This is a genomic window from Roseateles terrae, from assembly GCF_014192155.1.
Taxonomy (GTDB): Bacteria; Pseudomonadota; Gammaproteobacteria; order Burkholderiales; family Burkholderiaceae_C; genus Roseateles; species Roseateles terrae.
Genome location: NZ_JACHXO010000003.1, coordinates 216,177 through 235,125, shown reverse-complemented (window position 1 = coordinate 235,125; position 18,949 = coordinate 216,177). Strand labels below are relative to the sequence as shown.

Genomic DNA, 18,949 nt, shown 5'->3' with positions numbered 1-18,949 from the left:
ACCCACATGCCGATGCGCCGCCGCCACCTTCTCCAGCTCACCGCAGGCCCGGTCCTGGCCGCCGTCGGCGATCTGGCGAGCAGTCAGCGGGCCCAGCGTCCGGCGCTGGTGGCCGGCACCGTTTTCGCCCGGCTGTTCGAACCGGTGCCCGGTGCGGGATCGGCCACGCGCCCGCAAGGCTTCGCTGTCGATCTGCTCGATGCCCTGCTGCTGCCTGCCGGCATCGCGCCCACCTACGAGCTCTTCCCCTGGCTGCGGGCGCAGGCCATGATCGAACAGGGCAGTGCGCAGATCCTGGTCGGGCCTTATCGCACCCGGGAGCGGGAAGCGCGCATGCGCTTCTCGAGCCAGGCGTTCTACGAAGACGCGATGGTGTTTTACGCCCGGGCGGGCCAGCACGATCTCTGGCGGGACGACTTCAATGCGCTGCGCACCTTGCAGATCGGGACCGTGCACGGGTGGGTCTACGGCGAGCGCTTCGAGCAGGCCCGGCGGCATCTGACGGTGACGCAGGTGCGCGACCTGCCCACGGCGCTGCGGATGCTCCATTTGGGCCGGCTCGATCTGATTGCGGCCAATCAGCGCAATTCCGAGCCCGTGGTCCAGGAGCTGGGCCTGGGCGCAGGCGTGGTGATGTGCCAGCCGCCCTTTGCGCGGCTTCGTGGCCACTTCGCCTTCACCCTGGACGCTGAAGGCGCCGAATGGGCGGCATTGGTGGACACCGGCATGCAGCGGCTGCGCGCCAGCGGAGAGCTGGCGCGGCTGGCCGCCCGCTGGGGCGTATCGCTGCCGGGCTGATCCCTCGACAGCGTCAGCGCTCAGAGGGCGCCGCTCACACCGAACAGCGCCAGACCGAGGACCGCCGGCAGGGCCTGGATGTAGAGGATCTTGCGGCTGGCCGTCGCCGCACCGTAGACGCCGGCCACCGCCACACATCCGAGGAAGAAGAGCTTGACCGGCAATCCCGCGCTGCCCAGCAGCAGGCCCCAGATCAGGCCGGCCGCGAGGAAGCCGTTGTAGAGCCCCTGGTTGGCCGCCAGCACCTGGGTCGCCTGCGCGAATTCGGGGGTCAGGCCGAAGGCCTTGCGCCCCTTCGGCGTGTTCCAGAGAAACATCTCCAGCACGAGGATGTAGAGATGGATCAGGGCCACCAGACCGGTGACGACGTTGGCAAGAAGAAAGGTCACGTTCATGCTCCGCACTGTACCCCCCGGTATCATCCCTGGCCCGCCGTCGTCCGTTTCTCCAGGCTTTCACCATGTCCGAATTCCTGCTCAACCCTGCCCAGCTGGCGGCCGTGCACCATCTGGCCGGCCCCTGCCTGGTCATCGCTGGCGCGGGGTCAGGCAAGACGCGGGTGATCACCCAGAAGATCGCCAAGTTGCTGTCGGAGGGATACCGGCCCCGCAACATTGCCGCCATCACCTTCACCAACAAGGCCTCGCAGGAAATGCGGGAGCGGGCGCGGCACATGGTGGGCAACAAGGCGGGGCAGGAACTGGTGATCTCCACCTTCCACTCGCTGGGCGTGCGCATCCTGCGGGAGGACGGACGGCATCTGGGCCTCAAGGAGCAGTTCTCCATCCTGGATTCGGACGACGTGCTTTCGGTGCTGCGGGATGCCGGCGGTACCACCGACGCCGCCACGGCCAAGAGCTGGCAATGGACCATCTCCCTCTGGAAGAACCAGAATCTCAGCGCCCAGCAGGCCCTGGCCTATGCCAAGGACGACATGGAGCGCGCCGCCGCGGTGGTGATGCAGCGTTACCAGGAGCGGCTGACCGCCTACCAGGCGGTGGACTTCGACGATCTCATCGGTCTGCCGCTCAAGCTGCTGCAGACGAATGACGAAGCCCGCGGCAAATGGCAGGAAACGCTGAAATACGTGCTGGTGGACGAATACCAGGACACCAACGCGGTCCAGTACGAACTGCTGAAGTGCCTGGTGGGCGATCGGGCGATGTTCACCGCCGTGGGCGACGACGACCAAAGCATCTACGGCTGGCGCGGCGCCACCATCGAGAACCTGAAGAAGCTGCCGGTGGACTTTCCGCAGCTCAAGGTGATCCCGCTGGAGCAGAACTACCGCTCCACCAGCGCCATCCTGCGGGCGGCCAACAATGTCATCGGCAGCAATCCCAAGCTGTTCCCCAAGACCCTGTGGAGCGAGTTCGGTGAAGGCGACCCAATCACGCTGATCGAGGCGGACGGCGAAGAACACGAGGCCGAACGCGCGGTGGCGCGCATCCAGTCGCTGCGGGCGCAGCATCCCACCGCCAAATTCGCCGACTTCGCCATTCTCTACCGCGCCAATCACCAGGCCCGGGTGTTCGAGCAGGCGCTGCGCCGGGCCGAGATTCCCTACAAGGTCTCCGGCGGCCAGAGCTTCTTCGACAAGTCGGAGATCAAGGACCTCTGCGCCTGGTTGCGCCTGCTGGTCAATCAGGACGACGATCCCGCATTCCTGCGGGCTGTCACCACACCCAAGCGCGGCATCGGCCACCAGACCCTGGGCCACCTCAGCGAGTTCTCCGCCAAGTGGAAGCTGTCGATGTTCGAGTCGCTGTTTGCCGAGTCGCTCAAGGCCACGCTGTCGAGCAAGGCGCTGCATGGCCTGCATGAATTCGGGCGCTACATCGTCGATCTCGAATATCGCGCCCGCCACACGGTGGGTGCGGAAGAAGGCAAGGCGCTGATGCTGGAGTGGCTGAAGGACATCGGCTACGAGCAGCACCTGCTGGACAACGAAGAGAACGAAAAGGTGGCGGCCGCCCGCTGGGGCAACGTGCTGGACTTTGTCGACTGGGTGGCCAAGCGCTGCGGCGGCGAGATCTCGACCGACGGCGGCATCACCACCGAGAGTCCCCGCCAGACGCTGCTTGAAGTGGCGCAGACCATCAGCGTCATCCTCTCGCTGGCCGAGCGCAAGGAAGAGCAGGACCAGGTCGTGCTCACCACGCTGCACGCATCCAAGGGCCTGGAATGGCCGCATGTGATCCTGGCCGGCGTGAATGAAGGGTTGCTGCCCTTCAAGTCGGAAGACGAGGACATGACCCCGGCCCGTGTGGAAGAAGAGAGGCGGCTCATGTATGTGGGCATTACCCGTGCGCGGCGGACGCTGGCGGTGTCCACCCTGCGGCGGCGCAAGAAGAACCGCGAGACGGTGATCGGCGTGCCCAGCCGCTTCATTGCCGAGATGAAGCTTCATGAGAGCGGCATCAAGGAAGATCCCCGCGAAAAGCTCAAGCGCATGCGGGAGCAGCTGGCGGCCAAGGCGGCGGCATCGGCCGCAGCTGCTGCGGCGGTCAACGCCAAGTCCTAGGACCTGACCCAGGGCCAGACGCAAGGACCCGACCCAAAGCCTGACCCCGGACGGAGCGAAGACCTGACCCCGGGCGCACCGGAAGACCCCGGGCGTTTGGCGCACTTGCGACGCAGGGATGTAAGTTCTTGCAGGAGGACCCCTGTCGCCGAGGTGATTGTCAGTCGCAAACGGCAAAATGCCGGACATGACCGCCGCCGTCCAACGGACCTCTTTGAGCCTGCCCCTGTTGACCCTGATCAGCGCCGCCCTGGCCATCATGGCGCTGTCACAGCCGCCGCAGGTGCCGGCGGTCTGGGGCTTCGTCTTCAAGCCGCTGACCACCTTGCTGATCATCTGGCATGCGTGGCGCCGGGGTGCCGGCGGGGTCAGCCCCACGGACCGGGGCAGCCCCTCGCGCCTGACACGGTGGTTGCTGGCCGGCCTGATGTTCTCGCTGGCCGGTGATATTGCACTGCTGTTCCCGATTTCCGGGTTCCTCCCCGGGCTTGTGGGATTCCTCATCGCGCACGTTTGTTACATCCTGGGCTTTTGTTCGCGGGTGCGTTTTGCGGCGGTGCGCTGGCCCTTCCTGCTGTTCGGCATCGTGGCGGCCATGGTGCTGGGCCGGCTGTGGGCCTTTGTGCCGGCGGCGCTCCAGGTGCCAGTCCTTGTCTATGTCGTGGCGCTGACCTTGATGGCGTCTCAGGCCTGGGCCTGGTGGCGTCACAGCGTACGGGATCCGGGGGAGCTGCGCGCCCGCTGGGCCGCCTGGGGCGGGACGCTGTTTGTGTTTTCCGATGCCATGCTGGCCATTGATCGGTTCGCCGGTCCGGTGTCGCAGGCGAGCCTGTGGGTGCTGGCCAGTTATTGGCCGGCCCAATGGTGCATGGCCCAGAGTCTGGGCGGGCAAGGCGAATTGAGCGCTGCATGAACTTCATGATTCCCCTGCGGCCTTCGGCCGTCCTGGCGCTGTTCGCGTCCCTGGCCTGCGGCACCTTCGGGGTGATGCTGGTGCACCACTATCCGGTCGAGCCGCCGCTGATGCTGACGCTGTGGGCGGTGGTGGCAGCCCTGAGCTTCCTGGGCTGGCAGGTGCTGCCGATGCTGCTGCCGGCGGTCGTGCCGCTGATCGGCTTCGCGCCCTGGACCGGCTGGATCAGCTTCGAAGAACTGGATCTTTTGGTGCTGGCGGTGGCGGCCGGCGGTTACATGGCTCTGGCCATCACCGAGCCGACTCGGCGTCCGGTGCCCTGGCGGTATCGCGCGCTGCGCTGGCGCTCGGCGGTGGGCGTGCTGCTGGCGGTCTTCACCCTGTCGATGCTGATTTCCATCTGGCGCGGCGTGGAACACGCAGGCGGTTTGCAGCTCGGTTACTACCAGGGTTACCTGGAGTCGATGAACAGCCTGCGGCTGGGCAAGAGCCTGTTCCTTGTGCTGCTGCTGCTGCCGCTGTGGCTGCGGGCGGCTGACCTGCGGCCGGCCGCGGTGCTGCGGCTCAGCCGGGGCGCCTGGGTGCTGGTGCTGATCTTTGCCTCGATGGGCGCCGTCTGGGAACGGTTCATCTACACCGGTCTGCTGGACTTTTCCACCGACTACCGCACCACCTCCTGGTTCTGGGAGATGCATGTGGGCGGTGCGGCACTGGACGGCTGCCTGGCGCTGAGCATGCCGATGGCGCTGCTGTGGATGCTCTGCGAGCGTCGTCCCTGGCGTTTTGTGGCGGCCCTCGGCGTGATGCTGCTGGGCTTTTATGCCTGCCTCACCACCTTCTCGCGCGGGGTGTATCTCGCGGTGCCGGTCGGCCTGGCCCTGTGCGCGCTGCTGTGGGCGGTGCAACGCCGGCACGGTCAGTCCGAGGACGGCGTGCCCGCGCCGGGACAGTTGCCCGGAGATGCCGCGCTGCCGCTGCGAGCCTCGATCGCTGTGCTGACCGCGGTCGGCGTGGCGGCGTGGGTACTGTTTGGCGCTGGCGGGTATCGCGCCCTGGTCGGTCTGGCCGCCAGTCTCGGGCTGTGGGTGGCCATGCCACCTCGGCGCGGCGCCTGGCCGGTGAACCAGCATCGCACCTTCCTGTCGCTCGCGCTGCTGATTGCGCTGGGCGTGGCGGGGGTCGGCGCCATGCTGATTGGTGCGGTGCCCAAGCTGTCCTACGCAGTGGCGCTGGCGGTGGGGCTGTTCACCCTGAGCCTGTGTGCACTGTGGCGCCAGGGGGTGTCGCGCCCCGGTCAGTCCTTCCTGCTCGCCACCGGATGGCTGTCCTCGCTGGCGGCGACCTGGCTGGTGGCCGCGCAGTGGAGCGAAGGCAAGGACCTCATCGCCACCGGCGCGGTGCTGCTGCTCGCCGGCCTGGCCTGGCTGGCGCTGCAATGGCCGGTGCGCCCGGCCGATGCGGTGCGTGAAGCCAGCTGGCGGGTGCGCGGCATGTTGTGGACCGCCTGCCTGCTGGTCTGCGGCGTGGTGGCCTCGCTGGGCGGCGGCGGCTACATCGGCCATCGTCTCTCCACCGGTCAGCAGGACCTGGAGGGACGTCTGCATCACTGGAGCCTGAGCCTGAGTCTGCTCAAGGGCATGGATGCGTGGCTGCTGGGGCAGGGCACCGGGCGCTTCCCGGCCAGCTTTGCAAATCAGGGACCTTTTGAAGAACGGGTGGGGGACCATCGCTGGAATTCGCCTTCGACCGATGCAGTGCCGGGCGCGCTGGACAGCGCTGGTTTCCCGGCCGTCAACACCCCCACCGTGACGCTCACCAGCGGCCTGCACACGCTGGGCAGCGGTGAGCTGTACCGCCTCAGCCAGCGCGTCAGCGCGGTGGGCGGTGACGTTGCGGCAGCGGTGGTGCTGCGCACGCGCCAGAAAACCCAGCTGCGCGTCGAGATCTGCGAGAAGCATCTGCTTTACCCGCTGCGCTGCCTGGACCGTCAGGTCGAGGTGGAGCCGCAGGGCGGCGCCTGGCAGGTGGTGCGCCTGCCGCTGGGCAAGGCGCCGGAGGACTTCGGCGGCAGCCGGTGGCTGCCGCGTCAGCTGACGGCGGCCATCGCGCTGAACTGGCGCGGGTCGCTCGTGGAGCTGCGTTCGGTGGACATGGCCGACAGCCAGCACGGCAGCCTGCTGCGCAATGGCGACTTCAGCCAGGGCATGGCCCGCTGGTTCTTCTCCAGCGACCGGGTGCACATGCCCTTCCACGAAAAGAGCCTGCCGCTGCATGTGCTGTTCGCGCAGGGGGTTCTGGGACTGGGGCTGTGGCTGGGCCTGGTGGCCAGCGCGCTGTGGCGCTGCACGCTGGGGGCGGCGCGCCGGCATCCGCTGGCGCCAGCCACGGCCGGCGCCCTGGCGGCCTTCATGATCGTCGGGCTGTTCGACAGCCTCATCGACGCGCCTCGCGTCGGCTTCCTGTTCTACGCGATGCTGGCGCTGGCCCTGGGCCTGCGCACACCGTCGCGTCGGCTGAAGAAGGGCGAACAGCCGGATGAGGAAGAAGCGCTGGAGACCCGATTTGCCGGCGACGACCATGAGCACGACGACCGCCGGCCCTCACCGCCGCGTCGTTCGTATCTGCCGTCGCGTTTCGGGCCTTCCACCGGGCGCTGAACCTGACGCTGGACCGGACGCCGCGCGTCCTGGCCCGGTTTACATGCCCTTGAACAGGTGGGTGTAGCTGCGGCTGACTTCCAGCTTCTCGTCGAGTCCGCGCACGCCCACCAGCTGACGGCCGCGGAAGTCCCGGGTGATGCCATTGATGGCCTTCACATTCACCAGCGTCGAGCGGTGAATCTGCCAGAAGAGCGCCGGATCCAGCTCATCCACCAGTTCCTTGATCGGTTTGCGGATCAGGGCTTCGACGGTGGGCGTCTGCACCCGGGTGTACTTCTCATCGCTGATGAAGAACAGCACGTCTTCCACCGGAATCATCTGGATGGTCTGGCCGACGGAGGCCTGGATCCATTGCAGGTAACGTGGCGCGCCCTGCGGATTCACTCGCGCGGAGAGGTTGTGCAGCAGCTGCTGCAAGGTGCCCTGTGACGGACCTTCCGGCTCCGCCTCGCCGCTGCGCTGGGCCAGCCGCTTGCGGATGCGCTCCACCGTCACCGCCAGGCGCTCCCGCTCGGCGGGCTTGAGCACGTAGTCGCACACGCCCTGCTCGAAGGCTTCGACGGCGTACTGGTCGTAGGCGGTGATGAACACGATCTCGGGCACGGCCCAGTCGTCATCATCGGGCAGCTGGGCGATCTCCCGGGCGGCTTCGACGCCGGTGAGGCCGGGCATGCGGATGTCCAGGAACACCAGGTCGGGCTTGAGCTGGCGGGTCAGCTCCACGGCTTCCAGACCGTTCTTGGCTTCGCCGACGATCTGCAGTTCAGGCCAGACCTCGGCGATGCGGCTGCGCAGCTGTTCGCGCATCAGGCGTTCGTCGTCCGCCAGGACGGCGCGGGGGGCATTGGGGGTACTCATGCTGGGATGGTAGGCAAGGAGGGACGCGGTGCACAGCGGGGCACTACTGAACTGCGGACGCCTGCCGCTCAGGGTTGGGGATGGGCCTGCTGCATCCGGCGGGCTTCGCGCGCTGCGCGCCGGCTGGCGCGCGGTGTACGGTCCCGCACCAGCAGCCAGACCACCAGCGCGATCAGCAGCAGCGGCGACCCAAGCACGGCCCCGGCACCCAGCACGGCCGCCATGCACAGCACGAACAGCCCACCCACCAGCAGCAGCGGCAGGCCCACGCCCAGCAGCAGCACCAGCGGCACCACCACGCAGGCCACCAGGCCGCAGATCATCACCGCCAGGAAAAGTCCGAAGGCATCCCCCATCTCCAGCGTGCCGCCGTTCCACTCCTGGCCGTTGATGACGATGTGCATGCCGTCGGCATCGCTGATCGCACCCAGCAGCACCACGCCGGTCGCGACCGAAGCCAGCACCATGACCAGTCCGAGGACCAGCAGGATCTTGAAGAAGGTTTTCATGCATGCACTCCTTGTTCCTGGTGAACGTGGGCGGTCTTGTAGGGGACCGTGATGGTGACGATGGTGCCGCTGGGCTGGTTCTCGGCCACCGTCAGGCTGGCCGTCTTGCCATAGAGCAGCGACAGCCGCTCGCGGATGTTGGCCAGGCCGACGCCCGTGCCGGAGGTGGCGGCCCGGCCGAAGCCCAGGCCCGTGTCGGCGACCGTGACGGACAGCTTGCCGTGAACCACCTCCGCCTTGATCTTCAGGCTGCCGCCCTCGGCCTTGGGTTCCAGGCCGTGCTTGATGGCGTTCTCGACCAGTCCCTGGATCATCATGGGCGGGAATTCCGCCGACAGCAGGCCATCCGGCACCTGGATGTCCGGCTGAAGCCGCTCTTCCATGCGCATCTGGAGGATGTCGAGGTAGGGCCGGATCACCGCCATCTCCCGGCCCAGTTCCCGCACGCCGCCGTTGGCATTGGCCTCCCGCATGGTGGGCATGGAGGCGCGCAGCAGGGCGATGAGGTTGCGCTGCATCTGGGAGGCGCGCGGCGGGTCGGTTTCGATCAGATGGTCGATGGAGGCCAGGGTGTTGAACAGGAAGTGCGGCTCCACCTGGGCCTGCATCGCGGCCATTCGGGCTTCCACCACCTGGCGGCGCAGCGACTCGGCCTCAGCGGTTTCAGTGGCCTGGGCGGCCTTGGCTTCCGCCTGGATGCGGCCCTTGTAGGTGGCCTTGAGCAGGGCGGAGGCCAGCACGAAGATCACCGCCAGCTTGTCCAGGAAGTCGCCCAGGTGCACCCGGCGATACCGGACCCGGGGCGCGTCGATGGCGTCCGAACTGCTGCCTTCGACCGCGTTTTCGCGAGCGGCTTCCAGTTCCCGGCGGGCTTCGTCGGCGTCCGCCTGCGCCTGACGGGCATCTTCAGCCGCTTCCTGCAAGGCGCGGCGGGCATCTTCCACCGCCTCGCGGACGGCTTCGCGCTGCTTCTCGTTGGGAATGCGGATGTCCACCACCGGCAGATCGGACGAGGCGCCCTCGCTGCCGGCCGCGGCGCTGCCGGAAGCCGCCGTCGCACCGCCGCGCGGCACGATCCGTACGCCCCGGCTGTCGATCTGGACTTCGTAACGCAGGCCTTCTTCGCCCTTGGGCTCGCTCTTGGCGTCGCTGTGACCGGTCCCCGGCTCACTGGCGACGCCGCCGGGCGACGGGGCGGCGGGAGCAGACGGCGCCTCCGGCTCGGCGGGTGGGATGGACGAGCGCTGGCTTCCCAGTTCCACCGGCTTGGCGGGCTTGGCCGGTTTGGCCGGCTTGGACGTCCGCTTCGGCGTCTCTTCCACGTCTTCCGCGACGCGCCAGCTGAAGGAAAACGGCGGAATGCCCTGCAGGATGTTGGCGCCGATGATCAGGAGCACCGACATCACGAGGAACCGCTTCCAGGTGATGGACACTAGCCAGCTGGCGTAGGCGTGGAAGCCCTGCTCGGCGTTGCGGCTGAACTGCTGCCAGCGCTGGGCGGCTGTGGGGGAGGCGGACGTTGGGGCGTTCATGGGGCGGACCTGTCTGATGCCTCGCACTGTACGCAAGTCCCAGGGGCGTCGACCCCGGGGGGCGACACACGGTGATGGCGGCGGCATGAACTGCGCGAGACCGCGACAAAGCGGGCCCGCAAAAAAACAAACGCCCCGGACAGGCCGGGGCGTTTGGGCAGGGGGAAGCGACGCTTATTGCTTGACGGCTTCGACCTGGATCACGATCTTGACTTCCTTGGAGAAGCCATAGGCCAGACCGTAGTCGATGCCCCATTGCGTGCGGTCGATCACGGTTTCGAAGTCGCCACCGCAGACTTCACGCTTGAGCATGGGGTTCTGGTAGCAATTGAAGTTGGTGGCCTTCAGGGTGACCGGTGCGGTCTTGCCCTTCATGGTCAGCTCGCCGGCCACGGTCGTGACCTTGTCGCCGTTGAACGTGAACTTGTCACCGACGAACTTCACCGTGGGGTAGGTGGCCACGTCGAAGAAATCCTTGCCCGACAGGTGCTTGTCAAAAGCGGGGGTGCCGCTGTTGATGCCGGTCATGTCGAAGCTGATGTCCACCTTGCCGGACTTGCCAGCGCGGTCGAATTCGACGGTGCCTTCCTTCTTGTCGAAGCGGGCACGGTTGGTCGACGTGCCGAAATGCATGATTTCGAAGGTCGCGTTGGTGTGCGTCGGGTCGATCTTGTAGGTGGCCGTTTCAGCCTGGGCCGCAGCGCCCAGGGCCAGCAGGGAAGCAAGGATGAGTGCTTTTTTCATGGTGCGTCTTTGATCAACGGGTTGGTGGGAAAGAGGAAATGAAAAGGGATCAGCGAAGGCTTACAGCGGTGCCACGCCGGTGAAGGCCAGCTTGAACTTCACCTGCACATCGTTGGCGACCATGGAAGTGTCCTTCCATTCGCCGTCGCCGATGTTGTAGTCCAGCCGCTTGATGGCCACCACGCCAGTGGCGGTGGTGGTGCCGCCGGCCTGGGTCAGCGCGACCGGCACCACCACATCACGGACCTGGCCCTTGATGTTGAGCTTGCCGGTGGCCTCGAACTTGCCGCCGCCCAGCGCCTTGATGGCGGTGGACTGGAAAGTCGCCTGCGGCACCTTCTTGGCGTTGAACCATTCCGGCTTGAGCAGTTCGGCGTCGAAGGCCGGATCGCCCAGGGTGGCGCTCGTCAGGTCGATGGTCAGCGACACCTTGCCGGTTTCCGGCTTCTTCGGGTCGAAGGCGAGCTGCGCATCAAAGCGCTTGAAGTGGCCATCCACCGCCACGCCCATCTGCTTGAAGGTGAAGACCAGGTCGCTGCCGGCAGGCACCAGCTTGGCAGCGGCGGCGGGCGCGGCGGTTGCCGGCGTGGTGGCCGCGGCGCTGGCGGCCGGCTTGGCCGCTGGCTTGGACTGGGCCATCACCGGCGAAGCGGACAGCATCAGGGCAGCGCTGGCCAAGGCCAGGGCGGTCACCGACAGGGAGGTGGCCAGACGGGAGGACAGGCCTTGGGTCAGACGTGCATTCATGGAAGACCTCGACGAAAAAAGGAATCAGAAAAAATTGGTGGGAGAGGCGGCGGCAGGACCGCCGGCCTCAGGGGGCCATCAGCCGCGGCCTGGCAGCATGCGCTGCAGCAGGCCGTCCCGGTCCAGCACCATGTGTTTGACCACCGCGCCCAGGTGGGCCAGCACCAGGGCCGCCAGGCCATAGGCCAGCAGCTCATGCACTTCCTTCAGGGTGTGGGCCAGTGCCTTGTCGGGGCTCACCAGATTGGGCAGCGGCAGCACGCCAAACCACACCACCGGGAAGCCGGCGGCCGAGCTGTAGGCCCAGCCGCTGATCGGCACCGCAAAAAAGGCCAGATACAGCAGGCCGTGCACCAGATGGGCGGCGCGGGCCTGCCAGGCGGGCATCGGCAGGTCGGCTGGCGGACGGTGCGTCAGGCGCCACAGCAGGCGCAGGGCCGACAGGGCCAGGATGGTGACGCCCGCCCACTTGTGCCAGTTGTAGAGCTTCAGCCGCATCGGCGAGAAGGGCAGGTCGGTCATGTACAGGCCGACGCCAAAGGCGCCGATGATGCCGGCGGCCAGCACCCAGTGCAGCAGCATGGCGAATCCGTCGTAGCGGATCTTGGCGGGCTTGAAGGAAGAGCGGGCGGTGGTCATGGCGGTTGGAGCGTGGTGACTTGCAGGAAGAGGGTGGACCGTGATCGGATGTTGATGTGTGTCATTGACATCGGCCCGACCGCTTGTCTGCATGGCTGGCAGTGTCCTGCCGCCGGCGGGGTCGTCGGTTCACCGGAACTGAGGCCATTGTTCAGTGGATTTGAATGACATGGTGTCCCCGACTTCAGATGTCTGCCACGGAGCCATGCGCCGCCCGGGGGTGACGCCAGAATGGCGCGAAGCATAGCGCTGTCCCGATTTGTGTGCAGAGCGAGCCGAAGCCGGGGACCCGACAGGCGATCGGGGACGGTTTCAGGACCGTCCTGGACGCATGCCGGCTCTTTCCGGCGCGATCCAGAAACGTCGCGGTTGGACGTCCCAGTGTCCGCCCGCCGGCCTGTCACCGCCTGACCCCAACGCAGGACTTCCGGGTTCCCCCTTGAGGGGGATGGTTGCGACTCCGACGGCTGCGCATACTCAATCCCGATCGCGCGCTGCCTGGACCTCAGCGTCGTGATCAAGGGGAGGAGTGCTATGCCGACCTGCCGGAGCCCGTTGGGGCCGAGGGGGTCGGCATAGTTTTATCTGCTTTAGCTGCTTTAGCGCCACCGCACTGCAGACTTATCGCTTCTATCAGCTGCGTCGGGAGATCCTGCTGATTCACTGTCGCCCCAGTGCGCATCGTTCATGCAGCCGATGACATGCCCCTTCCCGCTTGATATAAGGGGCACACGGCCGTGGCCCGTTGCAATGCAATGTCAGTGGCGGAGTGACTGAGGAGCTGACTGGCCCATTCAATCGCCACTGCAATGACGATGCAATGAAGCGCATTGCGCCGCGATTGCGGCTGACTGCTGTGGATGGCTGCTGACGGCAGTCCGCCGTCATCCGCATTGACAAGCACGCCCCGGCGGCGCGCAGGGAGGTCCGATGTCTGGCGAAGCCCGTCCGGCCGCATGGCCGGCCCCTTCGATCTCGCGCATGGACGATGTCTCCGACTCGATCGCCTCGCTGGAACGGGCGCTCGCGCAGGGGGGCGGACCGGGCGCTCGCTCCAGCGGCATCGACGGCGGCTCGCCCCTTCGGCGGGTGCTGGACAACCTGTTTGTTTTCGTCGGTGTGTTGCTGCCGGACGGCCGGGTGATCGAAACCAACCGCGCGCCGCTGGAAGCGGGCGGTCTGACCAAGGACGACGTCATCGGCCGGCCGTTCTGGCAGACGCCCTGGTGGACACACGACCCGCTGCTGGTGCATTGGATGGAGGATGCGGTGCGCCGCGTGGCGACCGGCGACACGGTGCGGCGAGACGTGGTGGCGCGCATGGCCGGCGACACCCGCATGGATGTGGATTTCATGCTCGCCCCGCTGGTGGACGACCGCGGCACCATCACCCATCTCATCGCCTCCGGCATGGACATCAGCGCCCGCCGCGACAGCGAACGGGCGCTGGCCCGCAGTGAGGACCGTTTTCGGCGGGCCTTTGAAGGCGCCTCCATCGGCATGGGCCTGGTGGATGCAGACGGCCGGCTGGTGCTGGCCAACGAAAGCATGGCTCGCATGTTCGGCTACACCCAGGATGAGCTGACCGGCCTGTCGGTGCACGCGCTGGTGCCGCAGGGCGACCGAGGGGTGCACCACCAGCATCTGCGCGACTTCATGCGCCATCCGACCCTGCGCTACATGGCCAAACGCCAGGAGCTGTTTGCCCTGCGCCGGGACGGCAGTGAATTCGCGGTGGAGATCGGCCTCAACCCGATGCCGGATTCTCAAGGCCAGCAGGTGCTGATCACGATCAACGACGTCAGCGAACGCCGGGCGGCGCAGGAGCAGATCGAGCGGGCCCTGAAAGAAAAGACCGCCTTGCTCAACGAGGTGCACCATCGGGTCAAGAACAACCTGCAGGTGATCAGCAGCCTGCTCAACCTGCAGGCGCGCCATGCCGACGGCCTGGTGCGGGATGCCCTGCGGGACAGCCAGAGCCGGGTGCATTCGATGGCGCTGATGCATCAGCTGCTGTATGAACGCGCCGACTTCAGTGCGCTGGACATGGGCCCCTACCTGCGCCAACTGGTCCACCTGCTGCGCCACACCTTCATGGGCGCCAGCGAGCAGATCCAGCTGGCGGTGGAAGTGCCGTCCGGCCACCCCTGGCGCATGGACCTCTCCCATGCCATCCCTTGCGGCCTGGTGGTGACCGAGCTGGTGACCAATGCCATCAAACACGCCTTCCCCGAGGGTCGGACCGGCTCCGTCAGCGTGCGGCTGGGCGGCCGTACCGACGGCGTGGTGGACGGCAGTGAAGCGCCACCGCAGCCGCCGGGCCCCTGGCTGGAAGTGGCGGACGATGGGGTGGGCCTGCCGCCGGGCCTGGACCTGTCGGCCGCCCGCAGCCTGGGGTTTCAGCTGCTGCCGCTGCTGGCCGATCAATGCGGGGCCCACCTGACCCTGGACAGCCATGGCGGAACCTGTGCCCGGCTGTCCTGGCCGCTGGACGTCGAAGGGGATACAAATGCCTGAACTGGCCGAAGCTTCCAGGCGCACGGTGCGCATCCAGATCGTGGAGGACGAGCGGATCGTGGCGCTGGACCTGCGTGCCGGTCTGGAGCAATTGGGCTACGAGGTGGTGGGCATTGCCGCCAATGAGCCGGATGCCCTCAAGCTGGCGCGGCATGCCGAGCCGGACCTGGTGCTGATGGACATCCATCTGGACCGCGGCAGTGACGGCATTTCCGCCGCGCGGCAACTGCGGGAGCTGCTGCAGGTGCCGGTGATCTTCCTGAGCGCCTACGGCGAGCCCGAAACGCTGCAGCGCGCCGCCGAAGCGGCGCCCTACGGTTACCTGCTCAAACCCTTCGAGCTGCGCGAGCTCAATGCCACGGTCCGCATGGCGATGGTGCGGCGGGCGGCGGAGCGCCAGACCGAAGACGCGGAACGGCGGCTGCGCCTCGCCTTGGAGTCGGCACGCCTGGCGGTGCTGGAACTGCACGCGGGTCCCACCGGCCACCAGTTGCGCTGGGTGGGTCAGGACTCCGTGCCTGAGCTGCGCGGCCTGACCCAGGCGGAAACGCTCGGCCAGCTCACCCGCGGCCTGGAGCCGCGCGGCCAGACGGCGCTGCAGACCTTGCTGCAGCTGGGCACGCCGGTGGACCTGACCTGCGCCTGGCAGCCCGAGGACGAACCCGGGCGCTGGCTGGAAATCCATGCGCGGCACTTCGAGCCGGAGGGGCTGGTCATCGGCATGGTGCGGGACGTGAGCGAGCGGGTGGAGCGGGAAAACCGGCTGCGCCAGGCATCGGTCGCCTTTGACGCCACCGATGAAGCCATCCTGTTCCTGGACGGCGACCAGCGGGTACTCAGCTGCAACAGCGCTTTTGCGCAGCTCACCGGGTGGGCGATGCAGGACGTCATCGGCCATCAGCCGGACGAGTTCCTCTTCGCCCGTCGTCAGGGCGACGCGGTGCGCGAGCCCGGCGCCCGCCAGTGGCACGGGGAAGTGACCTGCCGGCGCCGCGACGGCAGCTGTTTTCCTGCGCTGCAGCACTTCGCCGCCGTGGTGGACGACGAAGGCGTGGCGAGCCACCACGTCCTGAGTTTTGCCGACATCAGCGAAATCCGGCAGGCGCAGCATGCGCTGCACCACCAGGCGCTGCATGACGCGCTGACGGGCCTGGGCAACCGGGTGCTGCTGCAGCAGGCGTTGCAGGCGGCGGACGGTCCGCTGGCGCTGTTCTTCATGGACCTGGACGGCTTCAAGACCATCAACGACACGCTGGGCCACGATGCCGGCGACGACCTGCTCAGGCAGGTGGCCACGCGCATCCGGGGCCTTTTGCGGAAGGACGATGTGGCGGTGCGGCTGGGGGGCGACGAATTCGTGGTGCTGCTGCGGCAGATGGAGCAGGAGGATGCGGCCCTGCAGGTGGCGCAGAAGCTGCTGGCGGCGGTGGCGCGTCCGGTGCTGCTGGATATCGGCGGCGGCTCCGGCCCGGGCCCCGTCAGCTCCGGCAGCGGCGGGCCGGAGCATCCGTCGTCCGACGCGCTGGCGCAGCAGACTGCGCATCAAACGGTGCTGATCACCGCCAGCATCGGCGTGGCGCTGTATCCGGGCCAGGTGGACAGCCCGCACACCCTGCTGCGCGCTGCCGATGCGGCCATGTACCAGGCCAAGGCCCGCGGCCGCTGCCGTGCGGTGCTGTTCAAGTCCGCCATGGCGGATGTGGCCAGCCACCGGCTCAAGCTGGAGCAAGGCCTGCGGCTGGCACTGGACCAGCGGGAGTTCCGGCTCGCCTGGCAGCCGGTGGTGGACCTGCGCAGCGGGCGCATCGTTGGTGCCGAGGTGCTCCTGCGCTGGGCGCATCCCCAGATGGGCGAGGTGCCGCCGGCCCGTTTCATTCCGGTGGCGGAGGACACCGGCCTGATCATCGCCATCGGCGCCTGGGTGCTGGACCAGGCCGTGGCGCAGGCCGCCGCCTGGCGCGCGCAGGGGCTGCCGGAGCTGCGGGTGGCCGTCAATGTCTCGGTGCGCCAGTTCGACCAGGACGACATGCCGACCCGGGTGGCGCAGACCCTGGCCCGCCACGGCTTTCCGGCGCATCTGCTGGAGCTGGAGCTGACGGAATCCCTGATCGCCCAGGAGGTCTCGACCGAGCTGGCCCTGCGGCGCCTGCGCGATCTGGGCGTGCGGCTGGCGCTCGACGATTTCGGCACCGGCTTTTCATCGCTGGCGCAACTGACCGCCCTGCCGATGGACCGGCTCAAGATCGACCGCAGCTTCATCCAGAGCCAGGCCCAGCTGGGTTCGTCGCAGGCGGTGGTGCGCAGCATCGTGGCGCTGGCCAGCGGGCTGAACCTGGACATCACCGCCGAGGGGGTGGAAACCCTCGATCAGCAGCAATGGCTGTTGTCGCTGGCCGACATGCAGGCGCAGGGCTATCTGTTCCACAAGCCGATGCCGCCCGAGGCGTTGGCCCGCCTGCTGATGTCGTGAACCGCTGCGCGAGGGGTGGCTGGATCGCAGGGATTCGGGAGGGAAGTCCTTGGGTCTGACACAAGCTCACGATATATTGCCCGGCCTAGACAAGCATTACCAAAATTTGCAATCGCAAATCGAAGTGGGTATGAAACCTCCCGAGTGGCAGCGCAGCGCTGCCGCCTCCCTCCGCCATGCCGGCTGACCGCAGCACCGAACAGTCCAGTCTGGATCTGGAGCTGCTGCGGCTGATCGCCAAGCAGGGCCGGCGGGTGCCGTATCCGGTCGGTCTGGCGGCGCTTGCGCTGGCGCTGATGAGCATGTCGGTGGTGCCCACCGGCCTGGCGCTGGCGTGGCTGATGGCCGTGTATGCAGTGCTGGCCCTGCGCTGGTGGATGCTGGGCCGCCTGCCGGAAATGCATGAGGAGCCGCTGACCCACCGCATGCGCTGGGCCGTCGGGCTCAGCCTGCTCAATGGCTCGGTGTTTGCGGCGTCGCTCGGCGTGGCGCCCTGGCTCACCGACTTCCAGCGCACGGTGCAGACCATCGTGCTGCTGGGCCTGTGCGCCGGCGCGGTGGCCACCACCGCCGGACACCGTGTGGTGTTCCAGGCCTTCCTGTGGCCGGTGACCATTGCCAATGCACTGGCCTGGGGGCTGGGCGGTGTGGCTGGCGAAGATGCCTGGCTGGACGTGCTGCTGTCGGCGCTGATCATCTTCTTTGCGCTGATCCTGGTGAGCCTGGCCAAGGACACCTACCGGGTGTTTGCCGAATCGGTGCTCATCCGGCAGCAGCAGATCAAGAGCAACCAGCAGCTGCGACAGGCGCTGTCGCAGGCGGAATCGGCGATGGCGGCCAAGACCCGCTTCCTCGCTTCCGCCAGCCATGACCTGCGCCAGCCGATGCACACTCTGTCGCTGTTCGGCGCGGCCCTGGCCAAAAGGCCGATGGACGAAGAGGGCAACCTCATCGTCAGCCAGATGAACCTGGCGCTGCAGTCGCTGTCGTCCCAGATGGACGCGCTGCTCGACATCTCCAAGCTCGACGCCCAGGTGGTGCCGGTCAACAACCAGGTGTTTGCCCTGCAACCCTGGCTCTCCCGCCTGCAGCGCGAGTTCCAGCCGGCGGCCCAGCGCAAGCATCTGGTGCTGCGCCTGGACTGCCCGCCGGACGCCTGCGTCGAAAGCGATCCGGTGCTGCTGGAACGGGTGGTGCGCAACCTGATCGACAACGCCATCAAGTACACGCTCAAGGGCGAGGTGTCGGTGGAGGTGAGCCGCGGTCAGGACGAGGGCCTGTGGCGCCTGGCGGTGCGCGACACCGGCATGGGCATTCCCGACCATGAACAGGCCCGCATCTTTGAAGAGTTCTACCAGGTGGGCAATCCGGAGCGCGATCGCGCCAAGGGTCTGGGACTGGGGTTGTCGATCGTCACCCGTCTGGTCGACCTGCTGGACCTTCACCTGGCCCTGCGCTCGGTACCCGGCCAGGGCTCGAGCTTCACGCTCAACATGACGGCGGCCGATCTTTCCGAGGTCCAGCCGGGCCAGGCGCAACGTACCGGCGTCGCCCTGCCACCGATCCGCGTGCTGGTGATCGACGACGAAGAGCCGGTGCGGGTGGCGATGCAGGCGCTGCTGTCGGCCCACGGTTGTCAGGTGCTGGTTGCGGGCTCTACCCGTGAAGGCTTGCTCAAAAGCATGGGGCAAACCCCTGATCTGTTGTTGACCGACTTCCGTTTGAGGGGTGGCGAAGACGGCATCTCCGCCGTACGCTCCCTGCGCAGTGCATTTCCGGGCCTGCCGGCCTTGATCGTCAGCGGAGATACCGCCCCGGAGCGGTTGCGCGAAGCCCATGAAGCGGGCCTGACGCTGCTGCACAAGCCGGTGAGCGAAGAACAATTGATCAGCGCCATGCAAGCGGCTTTGGCCGGGCAGCGCAGGGAGGTTTCCGATGTCCACAGTGTTCGGGGAGGTGCCGCCAGCCCCGTCTGATGATCCTGTCCGCGCGCGCCCCTTCGGGACGCGCTGGTTGTCGCGACCGTTGGAGGACTGGG

Annotated in this window: 14 protein-coding genes; 7 read left to right on the top strand and 7 right to left on the bottom strand. The window is 67.3% G+C overall.

The features are described from left to right. The first annotated feature begins 6 nt into the window (after nt 1–6). Nucleotides 7–798, top strand: a complete 792-nt coding sequence (locus tag FHS28_RS10300) for a substrate-binding periplasmic protein (RefSeq protein ID WP_184294523.1) — start codon at nt 7–9, stop codon at nt 796–798. A gap of 20 nt (nt 799–818) precedes the next feature. On the opposite strand, the gene FHS28_RS10295 is transcribed toward FHS28_RS10300, so the two are convergent. Continuing rightward, on the bottom strand, nt 819–1,187 hold the full coding sequence (locus tag FHS28_RS10295) for a DUF1304 domain-containing protein (RefSeq protein WP_375140731.1): 369 nt from the start codon (nt 1,185–1,187) through the stop codon (nt 819–821). Between the two features lie 71 nt (nt 1,188–1,258). On the opposite strand from FHS28_RS10295, the gene FHS28_RS10290 reads away from it, so the two are divergent. The 3 genes from FHS28_RS10290 to FHS28_RS10280 all read left to right on the top strand — a co-directional run bounded on the left by FHS28_RS10290 (nt 1,259) and on the right by FHS28_RS10280 (nt 6,892). Then, a complete protein-coding gene (locus tag FHS28_RS10290; RefSeq protein ID WP_088452964.1) occupies nt 1,259–3,322 on the top strand; it encodes an ATP-dependent helicase in 2,064 nt (687 codons plus the stop codon). Between the two features lie 187 nt (nt 3,323–3,509). Further along, nucleotides 3,510–4,235: a lysoplasmalogenase gene (locus FHS28_RS10285; protein WP_184294518.1), complete on the top strand. Its 726-nt coding sequence runs from the start codon at nt 3,510–3,512 to the stop codon at nt 4,233–4,235. Beyond that, entirely contained in the window at nt 4,232–6,892 is a 2,661-nt protein-coding gene (locus FHS28_RS10280) for an O-antigen ligase family protein (RefSeq protein WP_088452968.1), read from the top strand. Before FHS28_RS10285 ends, FHS28_RS10280 begins: the two co-directional genes overlap by 4 nt. 39 nt (nt 6,893–6,931) lie before the next feature. On the opposite strand, the gene FHS28_RS10275 is transcribed toward FHS28_RS10280, so the two are convergent. The 6 genes from FHS28_RS10275 to FHS28_RS10250 form a co-directional block, all read right to left on the bottom strand. Beyond that, entirely contained in the window at nt 6,932–7,753 is an 822-nt protein-coding gene (locus FHS28_RS10275) for a LytR/AlgR family response regulator transcription factor (RefSeq protein ID WP_088452970.1), read from the bottom strand. 68 nt (nt 7,754–7,821) lie between these two features. Further along, on the bottom strand, nt 7,822–8,262 hold the full coding sequence (locus FHS28_RS10270; protein WP_088452972.1) for a hypothetical protein: 441 nt from the start codon (nt 8,260–8,262) through the stop codon (nt 7,822–7,824). Next, nucleotides 8,259–9,794, bottom strand: coding sequence for a sensor histidine kinase (locus FHS28_RS10265; protein ID WP_088452974.1), 1,536 nt, complete (start codon nt 9,792–9,794; stop codon nt 8,259–8,261). The genes FHS28_RS10270 and FHS28_RS10265 overlap by 4 nt, the downstream gene beginning before the upstream one ends. 174 nt (nt 9,795–9,968) lie before the next feature. Beyond that, nucleotides 9,969–10,538 carry a YceI family protein gene (locus tag FHS28_RS10260; RefSeq protein WP_088452976.1) on the bottom strand — a complete coding sequence of 190 codons (570 nt, stop codon included), beginning with the start codon at nt 10,536–10,538 and terminating at the stop codon, nt 9,969–9,971. 60 nt (nt 10,539–10,598) lie between these two features. Further along, nucleotides 10,599–11,177 carry a YceI family protein gene (locus FHS28_RS10255; protein WP_088453163.1) on the bottom strand — a complete coding sequence of 193 codons (579 nt, stop codon included), beginning with the start codon at nt 11,175–11,177 and terminating at the stop codon, nt 10,599–10,601. Between the two features lie 186 nt (nt 11,178–11,363). Further along, the gene (locus FHS28_RS10250; RefSeq protein WP_088452978.1) at nt 11,364–11,924 is read right to left on the bottom strand and encodes a cytochrome b; all 561 of its coding nucleotides are present in this window, start codon (nt 11,922–11,924) and stop codon (nt 11,364–11,366) included. Between the two features lie 981 nt (nt 11,925–12,905). Between FHS28_RS10250 and FHS28_RS10245 the strand changes: the two genes are divergently transcribed. The 3 genes from FHS28_RS10245 (at nt 12,906) to FHS28_RS10235 (ending at nt 18,887) form a co-directional block, all read left to right on the top strand. Then, nucleotides 12,906–14,441 carry a sensor histidine kinase gene (locus tag FHS28_RS10245; RefSeq protein WP_184294516.1) on the top strand — a complete coding sequence of 512 codons (1,536 nt, stop codon included), beginning with the start codon at nt 12,906–12,908 and terminating at the stop codon, nt 14,439–14,441. Continuing rightward, on the top strand, nt 14,434–16,911 hold the full coding sequence (locus FHS28_RS10240; RefSeq protein WP_184294514.1) for a two-component system response regulator: 2,478 nt from the start codon (nt 14,434–14,436) through the stop codon (nt 16,909–16,911). Before FHS28_RS10245 ends, FHS28_RS10240 begins: the two co-directional genes overlap by 8 nt. A gap of 176 nt (nt 16,912–17,087) precedes the next feature. Next, on the top strand, nt 17,088–18,887 hold the full coding sequence (locus FHS28_RS10235) for an ATP-binding response regulator (RefSeq protein ID WP_088452984.1): 1,800 nt from the start codon (nt 17,088–17,090) through the stop codon (nt 18,885–18,887). Nucleotides 18,888–18,949 lie beyond the last annotated feature (62 nt).

Coding starts and splice junctions, on each gene's coding strand:
- FHS28_RS10300 (WP_184294523.1), top strand. CDS start 7: ATGCCGATGCGCCGCCGCCACCTTCTCCAGCTCACCGCAGGCCCGGTC.
- FHS28_RS10290 (WP_088452964.1), top strand. CDS start 1,259: ATGTCCGAATTCCTGCTCAACCCTGCCCAGCTGGCGGCCGTGCACCAT.
- FHS28_RS10285 (WP_184294518.1), top strand. CDS start 3,510: ATGACCGCCGCCGTCCAACGGACCTCTTTGAGCCTGCCCCTGTTGACC.
- FHS28_RS10280 (WP_088452968.1), top strand. CDS start 4,232: ATGAACTTCATGATTCCCCTGCGGCCTTCGGCCGTCCTGGCGCTGTTC.
- FHS28_RS10275 (WP_088452970.1), bottom strand. CDS start 7,753: ATGAGTACCCCCAATGCCCCCCGCGCCGTCCTGGCGGACGACGAACGC.
- FHS28_RS10270 (WP_088452972.1), bottom strand. CDS start 8,262: ATGAAAACCTTCTTCAAGATCCTGCTGGTCCTCGGACTGGTCATGGTG.
- FHS28_RS10265 (WP_088452974.1), bottom strand. CDS start 9,794: ATGAACGCCCCAACGTCCGCCTCCCCCACAGCCGCCCAGCGCTGGCAG.
- FHS28_RS10260 (WP_088452976.1), bottom strand. CDS start 10,538: ATGAAAAAAGCACTCATCCTTGCTTCCCTGCTGGCCCTGGGCGCTGCG.
- FHS28_RS10255 (WP_088453163.1), bottom strand. CDS start 11,177: ATGGCCCAGTCCAAGCCAGCGGCCAAGCCGGCCGCCAGCGCCGCGGCC.
- FHS28_RS10250 (WP_088452978.1), bottom strand. CDS start 11,924: ATGACCACCGCCCGCTCTTCCTTCAAGCCCGCCAAGATCCGCTACGAC.
- FHS28_RS10245 (WP_184294516.1), top strand. CDS start 12,906: ATGGACGATGTCTCCGACTCGATCGCCTCGCTGGAACGGGCGCTCGCG.
- FHS28_RS10240 (WP_184294514.1), top strand. CDS start 14,434: ATGCCTGAACTGGCCGAAGCTTCCAGGCGCACGGTGCGCATCCAGATC.
- FHS28_RS10235 (WP_088452984.1), top strand. CDS start 17,088: ATGCCGGCTGACCGCAGCACCGAACAGTCCAGTCTGGATCTGGAGCTG.